The sequence below is a fragment of the Rhodococcus sp. Chr-9 genome (assembly GCF_000801125.1).
In the GTDB taxonomy this organism is placed as follows: domain Bacteria; phylum Actinomycetota; class Actinomycetes; order Mycobacteriales; family Mycobacteriaceae; genus Rhodococcus; species Rhodococcus pyridinivorans.
On record NZ_JTIZ01000110.1, the window covers coordinates 1 to 11,993 of the forward strand.

At 62.6% G+C, this 11,993-nt stretch carries 11 protein-coding genes; 4 read left to right on the forward strand and 7 right to left on the reverse strand.

Annotation, left to right across the window (positions count from 1 at the left end; genetic code table 11):
- Positions 1 to 314 precede the first annotated feature (314 nt).
- Both QR64_RS17570 and QR64_RS17580 read right to left on the reverse strand, forming a co-directional pair.
- Positions 315 to 1,340: a helix-turn-helix domain-containing protein gene (locus tag QR64_RS17570; RefSeq protein ID WP_039586527.1), complete on the reverse strand. Its 1,026-nt coding sequence runs from the start codon at positions 1,338 to 1,340 to the stop codon at positions 315 to 317.
- A gap of 367 nt (positions 1,341 to 1,707) precedes the next feature.
- Positions 1,708 to 2,706, reverse strand: a complete 999-nt coding sequence (locus tag QR64_RS17580; protein ID WP_039586476.1) for a helix-turn-helix domain-containing protein — start codon at positions 2,704 to 2,706, stop codon at positions 1,708 to 1,710.
- Between the two features lie 208 nt (positions 2,707 to 2,914).
- Here QR64_RS17580 and QR64_RS17585 point away from each other — a divergent pair, with 208 nt between their 5' ends.
- Both QR64_RS17585 and nphA read left to right on the forward strand, forming a co-directional pair.
- Positions 2,915 to 4,420 (forward strand): 4-hydroxyphenylacetate 3-hydroxylase family protein, encoded by a 1,506-nt coding sequence (locus QR64_RS17585; RefSeq protein WP_139192999.1) that lies wholly within the window; start codon positions 2,915 to 2,917, stop codon positions 4,418 to 4,420.
- 28 nt (positions 4,421 to 4,448) lie between these two features.
- Complete coding sequence (gene nphA / locus QR64_RS17590; protein ID WP_039586529.1) at positions 4,449 to 4,976, forward strand: NADH-dependent flavin reductase; 528 nt, start codon at positions 4,449 to 4,451, stop codon at positions 4,974 to 4,976.
- A 67-nt stretch (positions 4,977 to 5,043) separates the two neighbouring features.
- On the opposite strand, the gene QR64_RS17595 is transcribed toward nphA, so the two are convergent.
- The 5 genes from QR64_RS17595 to QR64_RS17615 form a co-directional block, all read right to left on the reverse strand.
- Positions 5,044 to 5,469, reverse strand: coding sequence for a tautomerase family protein (locus QR64_RS17595; protein WP_006551045.1), 426 nt, complete (start codon positions 5,467 to 5,469; stop codon positions 5,044 to 5,046).
- A gap of 25 nt (positions 5,470 to 5,494) precedes the next feature.
- Positions 5,495 to 6,247, reverse strand: a complete 753-nt coding sequence (locus QR64_RS17600; protein WP_039586480.1) for an SDR family NAD(P)-dependent oxidoreductase — start codon at positions 6,245 to 6,247, stop codon at positions 5,495 to 5,497.
- A gap of 72 nt (positions 6,248 to 6,319) precedes the next feature.
- On the reverse strand, positions 6,320 to 7,798 hold the full coding sequence (locus QR64_RS17605) for an aldehyde dehydrogenase (protein WP_019290744.1): 1,479 nt from the start codon (positions 7,796 to 7,798) through the stop codon (positions 6,320 to 6,322).
- A gap of 14 nt (positions 7,799 to 7,812) precedes the next feature.
- Positions 7,813 to 8,868 (reverse strand): 4-hydroxy-2-oxovalerate aldolase, encoded by a 1,056-nt coding sequence (gene dmpG / locus QR64_RS17610; RefSeq protein WP_006551042.1) that lies wholly within the window; start codon positions 8,866 to 8,868, stop codon positions 7,813 to 7,815.
- Positions 8,865 to 9,743 (reverse strand): acetaldehyde dehydrogenase (acetylating), encoded by an 879-nt coding sequence (locus tag QR64_RS17615; protein ID WP_006551041.1) that lies wholly within the window; start codon positions 9,741 to 9,743, stop codon positions 8,865 to 8,867. Before QR64_RS17615 ends, dmpG begins: the two co-directional genes overlap by 4 nt.
- Positions 9,744 to 9,965: 222 nt before the next feature.
- Between QR64_RS17615 and QR64_RS17620 the strand changes: the two genes are divergently transcribed.
- Positions 9,966 to 11,060: a VOC family protein gene (locus QR64_RS17620; protein WP_039586482.1), complete on the forward strand. Its 1,095-nt coding sequence runs from the start codon at positions 9,966 to 9,968 to the stop codon at positions 11,058 to 11,060.
- Between the two features lie 399 nt (positions 11,061 to 11,459).
- Entirely contained in the window at positions 11,460 to 11,642 is a 183-nt protein-coding gene (locus tag QR64_RS26590; protein ID WP_138941515.1) for a hypothetical protein, read from the forward strand.
- Positions 11,643 to 11,993 lie beyond the last annotated feature (351 nt).

The window sequence follows — 11,993 nt, forward strand, 5'->3', positions numbered from 1 at the left end:
AACGGGGTCGATCGACACCCGCCCCTACCAAGTGCGAAGAGCCGCTATGACGACGGCACGTCGTCGCCGGCAATGCCTTGACCGGGGACAGACGAGCAACGTCGCAGATGGCTGCGGTTGGACGTCGCAGGCGAGACCGTCGGAAATCTACGAGGGAGTCGGCGAGATTCAACGCTGGTGCTGGCGCGTCCGATTTGCGGACGCGCCAGCNATTGCTCAACAGCTTACCGGCGGTTGCTGAACACCGTTGCGGGAGTTCGAAAACCGCTATTGAATACACGATGACGGCTACAGGTCAGAACGTGGCGGTCTGGTCACCCGTTGTCGCTGCTGGTGCTGGTGCCGAGTTGCTGCATGCGGAAATGCAGTGGGCTGGTCCCGAAGCGACGTCGGAACGCTCGACTGAAATGCGAGACATCGCGGAAACCTACGCGGACGCTGATGGTAGAGATCGTGGCGTCGGTGCTCAGCAAGAGTTTGCGAGCTCGCTCGAGCCGCTGTTGATTCAGCCATGTGCGTGGTGTCGTGCCTGCTGCGCTGAATAGTTTGTGGATGTACCGCACGGACATTCCCAGTTCGGCTGCAAGGTCGCTGATCGAGTAGTCGGGGTCTGTCATGTGTCGTTGCATTGCCTGCTGTATGACTCGAAAGTCCTTGTTGTGAACTCGTTTGGTGGTGTTGAACGGAGTTGTGCGTTCACTGATGGCGGATACGAGTAGGTCCATCGCGCACGCGGCAACGGAGGCTGAGGAGTTGGGCGAAAGAAGGGAGTCGTCAGTTGCCATGTCGACGAATAGGCGAGAGACGTATCGGCTGATGCCGCTGTGGCCGGAAAAACCTTCACCGGTAATCTCCGCTACGGCTTCCAGGGGAAGATGTGGCGCAAACACCGCGCGCGGCGCGCGGACGACAATCTGCTCGAACTCGGTCTGGGCGTCGACGATGAACGGCGCCGATGAGTCGAGGATTCCGAACGCCCCGCTTTCGAGCTTTGCGGACCGAGAGTGTTGACCGATGACCGCTGTACCGCTCGTGATCAAGCACAGTAGGTAGTCGTCGTTGGGATCGGACGAGATCATGTTCGGGGTGCGGATTACTGTGTGTGGGTCTGCGCGTACGACACTGACTGTGACGTCGACGAAGGGACGCACCGATAGTTCCGCCCCGAACGAGTCCGATATGTCAGGCCAGTCGACGTCGAGTTCGCAGTATGTCGAGTCGAGTGTGTCTACCCACCGCGAACGTACCTCGCTCGATTCGAGCTCGCGTGTGCTGATTACGACCTTGGCGCTGCCCTTGTCGGTGCAATCGGAGTCATTGTTCTGTGCACTGTCGGTCATGTCGCTGCTCACCTCCATATCCTAGTGTTGCAGATCACACCGGCTTCGAATATAGGAGGTATTCGCTCCCCGGAGTCACGCCCACAGCTTCCGCGTCCGCACTCGTCCCGAACGGAGTAGATCGTGACCCGCGCTGCTCCGCCTGGGGCGATTGGATCACCTGAAGGAGTGACACCGACCGGAACCCCATGACGCTCGACTTCGCCGCGAAGCACCCGTGTCCTACGTCCGCGTAGTCGGCATGCATCTGGTGTCGATCTCGCGAACTGTCTCGACGGAAGAGTTCGCGGTAGAGGGCGCAGGACCGGCTCGACTGTCGGCATGAGCCGCGGAGGTGACCCGGAGCGAATCGGGCCACCTGTGTAGGTCAGCGGTGTTCGGTTCGATAACGGCCAGGGCTGGAACCGTATGCGGCGCGGAATGTGCGGCTGAAATGGGACACATCGCGAAAGCCTGATTGCTCACTCACTTCGGCGACTGTCAGATCGGTGCTCAGGAGGTACTTACGTGCTCGCTCCACCCGTGTGCGGTACAGCCAGGCGCGAGGGGCCGTGCCTTGCTCACGGAAGAGGTTCTGAATGTGTCGCACAGACATCCCCACTTCTGCAGCGACCCTGGATAGTGATAAAGCGGGATCGTGTAGCTGTCGCTCGACGATCCGCTGCACTTCGGCCAGATCACGCGCGTGACTGATCTTCGTCGGGTCGGTCTCGGTGGCGCTGTCGGTGAGGGCGGTGACCAGCAGGTCGAGAGCGACGGATGATATCGAGACCGCTGACCTCGTCGGCAGTGTCCGGTCCTGTTCGGCGACGTCGAGGAGGAACCTGCTCACGAGTCGGCCCGTTCCCGAGATCCCACTGATGGGCAGCCCGGTTCCCTGCTCGAGTACTCGCTGGGGTAACCGCGCTTCGAGCAGGGGTCTGGGAGTGTCGATGACGACCTGACGAAAATTCGACTCGGCTTCGAATTCGAACGGGGCGGCGCAGTCCAGTAACGCGAACGATCCCTGCTCGAGAACTCCGCTGCGTCCGTTTTGGGTGACGCGGACGTTACCGTCGGTCACCACCAACACGAGGAAGTCTCCCGCGTCGTCCGAACGCACCATCGCCGGCGAACGGATGACCGAGTGGACGTCCGCGCGCATCGTGCTGACATGCAGTTCTCCGATGGGATGACCGCCCCATTCTGCGATGAACGGTTGGCGTGGATTGGGCCATGCCACGTCCGACTCGCAATAGAGGGTGCCGACTGTGTTCGCCCACAGATTACGGCCTTCCGTGGAGTCGAGCCCTCGCGTATCGAGAGATACCACAGTGGGTTTGGTGGATTTACGCGTGGAGTCACTCCATCGTTCGCGCTCAGTCATGTTTATCGGTACCTCCGGAATCTAGTGTTCCGTGTCACAGGGAGCTGGCTCTGTACGGACCGTCGAGTGCGGAATTGCCTCGGAGCGGCGCCTGGATTCGCATCGGCCGAGAACACCGTCTCGGTCTGAGCTCGACAACAGGAGTGAGCACGTGACGACGCCAACTATTCTCGAGACCTCCACCGGAACCCCCAACGATGTCCGGCCGATGACCGGCGCGGAGTACATCGAGTCCTTGAAGGATGGACGCGAAGTGTATTTCCGCGGAGAACGTGTCCCGGATGTCACGACTCATCCGGCTTTCCGGAATTCGGTTCGCTCGATCGCTCGGATGTACGACGCGCTTCATACCCCCGAAGCCCAGGGGGTGCTGGCGGTGCCGACCGATACGGGTAACGGTGGATTCACGCACCCGTTCTTCAAGACCGCCCACAGTTCCGACGATCTTCTTCTGTCCCGCGACGCGATCGTCGCGTGGCAACGTGAGGTGTACGGGTGGATGGGCCGGTCGCCCGACTACAAGGCCTCTTTCCTCGGGACCCTCGGTGCCAACGCGGACTTCTACGGTGAGTACAGGCAGAACGCACTCGACTGGTACAAGAAGGCGCAGGAGCGGGTGCTCTATCTCAATCACGCGATCGTCAATCCGCCCATCGACCGTGATAAGCCTGCCGACGAGACCGCGGACATCTGCGTACATGTGGTGGAGGAAACCGACGCCGGCGTGATCGTTTCCGGCGCCAAAGTGGTGGCGACCGGGTCTGCGATCACCAATGCCAATTTCATCGCCCATTATGGACTTCCGCTGCGCAACAAGAAGTTCGGGTTGATCTTCACTATTCCGATGGACTCGCCGGGCTTGAAGCTGTTCTGTCGGACGTCCTACGAGATGAACGCTGCAGTGATGGGCAGCCCGTTCGATAATCCCTTGTCGAGCCGCTTCGACGAGAACGACGCGATCATGGTGTTCGATCGTGTGCTGGTTCCGTGGGAGAACGTGTTTGCCTATGACGCGGACACCACGAACGGATTTGTGACGAAGTCCGGGTTCATGGCTCGGTTCATGTTCCATGGTTGTGCACGCTTGGCGGTCAAGCTCGACTTCATCGCCGGCTGTGTTCTGAAGGCGGTGGAGACGACAGGTACCAACAATTTTCGTGGTGTCCAGATGCAGATCGGCGAGATCCTCAACTGGCGCGATATGTTCTGGGGCTTGTCGGATGCGATGGCCAAGTCTCCCGATGAGTGGGTGAACGGGGCTGTGCAGCCGAACCTGAACTACGGTCTGGCCTATCGCACGTTCATGGGGGTGGGCTATCCGCGGATCAAGGAGATCATCCAGCAGACGCTCGGTAGCAGCTTGATCTACCTGAATTCGCATTCGAGCGACTGGGGTAACCCCGACATCCGGCCCTACCTCGACCAGTACGTGCGCGGGTCCAACGGCATCACCGCGATCGATCGTGTGCAGCTGCTCAAGCTGCTGTGGGATGCCGTGGGCACCGAGTTCGGAGGTCGGCACGAGCTGTACGAGCGCAACTACGGTGGCGACCACGAGGCCGTCCGCTTCCAGACATTGTTCGCCTACCAGGCCCAGGGACTGGATACCGAGCTCAAGGGCTTCGCCGAGAAGTGCATGTCCGAGTACAACGTCGACGGGTGGACACGTCCGGACTTGATCAGCAATGATGATCTGAAGATCGTGCGTGGTTGAACGGGACGCGACGATGACGAGCACGACCATGACCGACAACACCCCGAACGGCGGAATCGAGGTCACACCCCTACAGATGCGGAAGGCCCTCGGCCGGTTCGCCAGCGGCGTCACCATCGTCACCACCGCCGAAAGCGAGGACGACGCGTCGGTGCACGGTATGACGGCCAACGCATTCACCTCCGTTTCGCTCGACCCCCCGCTTGTTCTGATATCCATCGCGAACCGAGCCAAGATGAACGAGCGGATCAACAAGACCGGCAAGTACGGTGTTTCGATCCTGGCGACAGATCAGGAGCCGTTGTCACTGCACTTCGCAGGAGCTGCCCATCAACCCGATCTGGTGCGATTCGTCTGGCGCCGGGAGGTTCCTCTCCTCGAAGGCGCGCTGGTGCACCTGGCCTGTTCGGTGGACGCCTCGTATCCCGCCGGTGACCACATGTTGTACGTGGGCCGAGTGGAGCAACTGTGGTATGACGACGGACATCCGCTCGTCTTCTACACCGGTAGCTTCCGGTCGCTCGAGTTGCTGCGCGACGACCCGTGGGGGTTCTGAGTAAACCCCTCGGACAGGGGGTGGGATTGCCGAAGGTCGATCCCACCCCCTTGCGGTGTCGGGTAGATCAGATGGACGATCCGCTGTCCGCGCGAGCGGCGATCTCGTCGGCGCGTACCCCCGCTGCTGAGTGGCCGCCGATGAACCAGTTCGCCGGGTCCACCTCGATGATCCGACCACGGACGGCCGAACGCGGCACCCCGAGTACATCGACGATCAGGTCGGTGAACCGGGCCGCGAGCTCCTCGCGCTGTGCGCGAGGACGACCCGCCAGCACGATGGCTGTAAAGTACGGTGCAGCCGTGCTGCTCTCGGAGGCAACCGCGCCGGCGACCGCGACATCATCGGTGGTGTAGCGGACGATGAAGGTCCGAACTCGCTCGAGCGGGGAGTCGAGAACCTCCGAATAGCAGTGGCTCGCCTCGACAAGCAGACGGTGCCGCTGCTCGACGGTGAACCGTCCGTCGAGCAGATGGAAATGTGCAACAGGCATGAGAGGGCCTTTCGGGAGTGGTGCTCTATTGGACGCCGTGGCGTGTGCCGGCGTCGACGTTGAGGACGCTGCCGTGCAGCACGCTCGCCTCGGGGGCGAGCAGCATCTCGAGGACCCAGCCGAGCTCGTCCAGCGTCGGTAACCGGCCGAGCGTGGTCTTGGCGCGGTAGCGCTCCCAAATGGTGTCGAGATCGCGGCCGGTCTCGGCTGCTTCGGTTTCGACGAATTTGCGGAGCCGTGGCGTGTCGACCGGGCCGGGCGCGATGGTGTGTGTGGTGATGCCCTTCGGTCCGTACAGGGCGCTGAGCTGGCGCATCAGATTGAACACTGCGGCGTTGACGGTGCCCGGCGCGGCGTCGAGCGGGCCGGGTTCGAAACCGAGCGATCCGGCGACGGCGACGAATCGCGATCCGGGGACCAGCTGGCCGCGGACTGCGTGCAGCAGCCGTACCAGCCCGCCGACCTTGATGTTCGCCCCTACAGCAAGCTCGCCGGGGCTGATGGTGTCGGCGGAACCACGTACCGGCAGACCCGCGGCGAACACGGCCAGCCGGATCGGCGCGTCGACATAGGCGGAGATCGCCTCGATCGCACTGTCGTCGCTGATGTCGGTGACACAGGGGATGATCAGGTTGTTTTCGGCTGCAAGGGTTTTGAGGTCTTCGGCGTTGCGCGCGACCGCGATCACGCGTAGGCCTCGACGGACCAGGCGTCGGGTGAACTCGGTGCCCATCGCACCGGTGGCGCCGACGACGACACACAACTTGGGGCAGGTCACGGGTGATTACTCCTCGGGGAGAAGCGGGGACGGCCGGTGCAGCACCTACTGCACCGGCCGCNAAGGACCGGATCAGCCGCGCAGCCGAAGGGTCACGGCGCGCGGTTCGGTGAAGAAGTCGCGGGAGTACTGACCGCCTTCACGTCCCAGGCCGCTGGCGCCTTCGCCTCCGAAGGGGAGACGCAGGTCGCGTTCGAAGAAGCAGTTGATCCATACGGTGCCGGCCTTCCAGCGCGCGGCCATCCGGTGGGCGCGGTCGAGGTTCTGGGTGAACAGCATCCCGGCCAGGCCATAGCGTGAGTCGTTGGCGATGCGCAGTGCCTCGTCTTCTGTGTCGAAACCCAGGACGGTTTCGACGGGCCCGAAGATCTCCTCTTGCGCGGTCCGGGAGTCATTGGTCAGCCCAGTGATGACGGTGGGGGGATAGTAGAAGCCCTTGGCGTGGGCGTCGCCGGCCAGACGGGCGCCGCCGGTGACGACTTTCCCGCCTTCCTGCTGCGCGAGTTCGACATAGCCGTGGACTTTGTCGAGATGGCGTTGTTCGATGAGCGGGCCGATGAAGTTCGACGGATCCTTCGGATCGCCGACGCTGAGCTTGTTCGCCTCGTCGACGAACCGCTCGAGGAACTCGTCCATGATGCTGTTCTGCACGAGCAGTCGGGATCCGGCCAGGCACACCTGTCCGTTGCCGCCGAAGATCGCACGGATCGACATCGGTACGGCCACGTCGAGGTCGGCGTCGGCGAAGATGATGTTTGCGGACTTTCCGCCCATCTCGGCCGAGACCGGCGTGTGGTTGGGTGCTGCTGCCTGAAGGATCTTGACTCCTGTGGCACTCGACCCGGTGAAGGTGATCCGGTCGACTCGCGGATCGGAGGTCAGCGGGCCGGCGACGGCTTCGCCACCGAAACCGTGTACTACGTTGAGTACTCCGTCGGGCAGTCCGGCTTCGAGTGCGAGTTCGGCGAAGCGGTGTGCAGTCAGTGGGGTTTGGGGTGCCGGTTTGAGGATTGCGGTGTTACCGAACGCCAGGGCGGGCGCGATCTTCCAGGTGGCCAGCATCAGGGGTGCGTTCCAGGGGCTGATCGCCGAGACCACGCCGGCAGGCGGGTAGAGCACGTAGGACAGCAGATCCCCGTCGGGGTAGGCCTCGTTGGCGGCCATCGACGCGTAGTCGGCGAAGAACCGCAGGTTGTGCGCCACGCGCGGGATTTCGGCGTGCAGGGACTGGTTGATGCCCTTACCGCCGTCGCGGGTTTCGAGCTGGGCGAGTTCTTCGCGGTGCTCGTCGACCTTGTCGGCGACCGCGTGCAGGATCTTTGCGCGTTCCTTCGGCGACATCTGTGGCCAGGGCCCGCTGTCGAAGGCGTGGCGGGCGGCGGTGATCGCAGCTTGTCCGTCTTCGGCGGTGCCCTTGGGTACGACACCGAGTAGCGACCCGTCGTGCGGATCGATCGATTCGAAAGTTGCTCCGTCCGATGCGTGCTTCCATTCGCCGCCGATGAGATGACGGACCTGTGTGGTCGACGGTGCGTTGTGGGTGTGGGTCATGACAGTCTCCTGTGTCAGACTCCGGCGCGGGCCGGGAGTTCGTAGGTGCGGCCGGCGAGCTCGGAAGCGACGTCGATGATCATGTCCTCCTGGCCGCCGATGACACCGCGTCGGCCGAGTTCGATCAGGATGTCGCGGGTGGAGACACCGAATTTCTTCGCGGCGCGTTTGGTGGGGTGGAAGAATGTCGAGTAGACACCGGCGTAGCCGAGGATCAGTGCGGTCTCGTCGACGATCTGGGGTTCTTTCATCAGCGGCGCGACGATGTGCTCGGCGGTGTCGATGAGTGTGAACAGGTCGACGCCGGTGTCCCAGCCGGCTCGTTCGAACGCGGCGGCCAATACCTCGGTCTGGGCGTTGCCGGCGCTGGCGCCGAGCCCGCGCAGAGATCCGTCGATGAATGTCGCCCCGTTCTCCGCGGCGGCCAAAGCGTTGGCGATACCGACCCCGAGGTTGTTGTGGGCGTGGAAGCCGATGTCGGCGGAGATCGCCTGCCGCAGCGCGGCGACGCGCTCGCCGGCGTGCTGCGGCACCATGGCGCCGGCAGAGTCGACGACGTAGACGACGTCGGCGCCGTAGGAATCGAGCTTGGCGGCTTGCTCGGCGAGCGGCTCGGGGTCGAGTTTGTGGCTCATCATCAGGAACGTCATGACGTTGAGGCCGTGTTCTTTCGCCCATTCGATGGGTTGCTGGCCGCAGTCGGCTTCGGTGCAGTGCACCGCTACCCGGACGGTTTTGATGCCCGCGTCGATCGCTCTTTGCAGTTCGGCGAGGGTAGCGATGCCTGGCACGTAGAGCGCGGCGATGTCGGCGTTGTCGACGGCGTCGACCGCGGCGCGCACGTACTCGGGGTCGGTGGCGGCGGCGAAGCCGTACTGGATGGACGAGGCGCCGAGGCCGATGCCGTGGGCGACCTCGATGGTCGGGATGCCGGCCTGATCGAGTCCGCGGGCGATATCGGCGACGTTCTGCGTGGTGAACTGATGCGAGACCGACGACATGCCGTCGCGCAGTGTGGTGTCGACGAGGGTGACCTTGCGGGGTGTATCGGTGGTGGCGGTGGTGGTCACTGGATTGCTTCCTTGACGAGGGTGCGCTGGGCCATGACGTCGGCGACCTGCACGGCGGCGGCGGTGATGATGTCGAGATTTCCGGCGTAGGTGGGCAAGAAGTCGCCGGCGCCGACGACCTCGAGCATGACGGTGACCTGGTCGCCGTCGACGTCGACCAGGCGCAGGGTGTAGCCGGGGACGTACTGCTGGACCTTGGCGACCATGTCGATCACTGCGCGCTCGATCGCGGCCGGGTCGGGGTTGCGGACTTTGGCGTAGACCGTGTCGCGCATGTTCATCGGTGGTTCGGCTGGGTTGATCACCGAGATGGCCTTGGCGCGATCGGCTCCGGCGACCTGGGCAAGTGCCTTGCCGGTTTTCTCGCTGAACTCGCTGAGGTTCTGCCGGGTGCCGGGTCCGGCGCTGTGCGAGGCGATGGCAGCGACGATCTCGCCGTAGGACGCGTCGGCGACCTCGTTGATGGCATACAGGATCGGGATGGTGGCCTGGCCGGCGCAACTGACCATGTTCACGTTCGGCGCGTCCAGGTGCGTGCTGAGGTTCACGGCCGGCACCACGTACGGGCCCACTGAGGCAGGTGTCAGATCGATCGCGCGGATGCCGGCTTCGGCGTAGCGCGGGGCAGCGGCGGCGTGGACTTTCGCTGATGTCGCTTCGAAGACCACGTCGGGAAGGTCGGGCCGGTTGAGTAACCAGTCGATTCCCTTTGCGGAGGCCTCGAGGCCTTCCTGTCGGGCTCGTTCGAGCCCCTCGCTGGTCGGATCGATACCGATCATGTACATGGGATCGACGTGCTCGGATCGCAGCAACTTGTACATCAGGTCTGTTCCGATGTTGCCGGATCCGACGATCGCAGCTTTCAATCGACTCATCTGTGCGGCCTTCCCTGAACTCTCGGGTAATGGGCTCGACGCTAGGAAGGGGTTGCTGGTCGGAAGGCGGAAATCCCGTGGTCCTGAACATGTGCGCGGTCGGGAACGTCCCTGTTCGGTTATCCCGGATGTCAGCGACTGCCTGGTTTACATCGCCGCAAGCTCGTGGTCACCACCACAGCCCGGTGCAGCTCGCCCGGACAGCTCAGATCAGGAGTAGCCATGACCGAACTCACTGCTCGATTCGATATCGCGCATCTCGCTCGCACCGAACTGTTCACTCCCAAGCCGCAGGAGACGCTCGACTTCTTCACCAAGTTCCTCGGCATGTATGTCACTCATCGGGAGGGTCAGTCCGTATACCTTCGAGGCTACGAGGATCCGTACCAGTGGAGCTTGAAGGTCACCGAGGCACCCGAGGCAGGAATGGGTCACGCCGCGCTGCGCGCGAGCTCTCCGGAAGCACTCGAACGTCGGGTGGCATCGCTCGAGCAGGGCAACGTCGACGGTAAGTGGAGCGAGGACCAGTTCGGTTACGGCAAGACCTTCGAGTTCCAGTCCCCGGATGGACACAACCTGCAGTTGTTGTGGGAGGTCGAGAAGTACGTCGCCCCGACGGCACTGCAGAGCAAGATCCTTTCGCGTCCTTCCAAGAAGCCGCTGTCGGGTATTCCGGTCAAGCGCATCGATCACCTCAACCTGATGGCGTCGAATGTCACCGCGCTCAAGGAATCGTTCGAGCAGCACCTCGGGTTCCGGACCACTGAACGTGTCGTCGACGGCAACGTCGAAATCGGGGCGTGGATGAGCTCGAACCTGCTCGGTCACGAAGTTGCCTGTATGCGCGACATGACCGGTGGGAACGGCAAGCTTCATCACGTGGCGTTCTACTACGGCACCGGACAGCACCTGGCCGACGCGGTCGAGATGTTCCGTGACTATGACATCCAGATCGAGGCTGGTCCGGATAAGCACGGCATCACCCAGGGGCAGTTCCTGTACGTGTTCGAGCCCGGTGGAAACCGTATCGAGCTGTTCGGTGAAGCCGGCTATCTGCATCTGGATCCTGACGCTGAGACCAAGACCTGGCAGATGTCCGACATCGATACCGGTCTCGCTGTTGGCGGTGCGAAGCTGCCGTGGGAAACGTACTTTACGTATGGCACTCCCAATCCGCTCGCGCTGGATCAGCACATCGAGAAGTTCGCCCACTTCGGTCCCGGCGCGCCGATCGAGGATCCGGATGTGGCTGCTGCCGAGCAGGCCATCCCGGACGACATCGACCACTCGCGGGCGGTTTCCGGTTCGCCCGCCTGATTGGGATCGTGCACCCGCTCAACCGCAATCGTGTGATTGTTGTTGAGAGCCTGAGGTCTCCGATGTGGACAGCGAGTTGAACAACTCTCCACATCGGAGACCTTTGTGTGTACAGGAGCGCTTCCCATACAGAATTGCCGTTGGTGTAGTCGAATCGACGGACTGAGGGGCGATGTCCATCGGCGGGTGGTCTCGAATGAGGTCCGGGGCGGTCGAGTTCTTCCTCTGCTGTGAAGGAAATCGGTGTCGGTTCGGGATGACGGCATTGAGCGTCAACTCCAACCTGGGAAGGGATGCTGGCGCTGATGGCGAAGTTCGCAGGGATACCGTCGCAGCCCAGCTGGGTCCGTTGAGCAGTGCTACCAGATGTCTTGTCTCCCTATCCTGTCAGGAGATGTCATGGAATATCCCATTCGTTATCGAGTATCAGATTCGACGACCGAATCGGTGACCGCACGCGATCTCGAGGTAGTGCTGCAAGCGCTGACCGGTCGCCCTATGGAGGCCGTTGATATCGAGGCTGTCGAGTCTGCTCTCGACCTCGAGAGGATGTCTCGTGTGGGTATCCCGCATCAGTTGTGAAGACATACTGTCGAATTCGATGGTGCATTGCTCTGGTGCACAGTAGAACTGGCCTGTACGAGATGCTTGTGCTCGCCTAGAGCTGTGGCGGGCAGGGGTAGGAATGCGAAAAAGGCCGGCAGTCGCGATACCAAGGATTGTGACGAAGGCCGAGGTGATGGCCGCCCCTGGTTCGGGGGGCGATTCCCTGTGAACACGGTGGTCAAGACTGATGGACCGATGCCGTTGGTGAACTGCAGCAGAGCGCAGAGCGAGCTGCCGGGCGAGCCAGCCTCCTCGGATTACTCGGGCTGAAGGCAATATTTCCCGCCACTTGCCATGCTCGATAAATCGGGACTCGGAACATCCGAG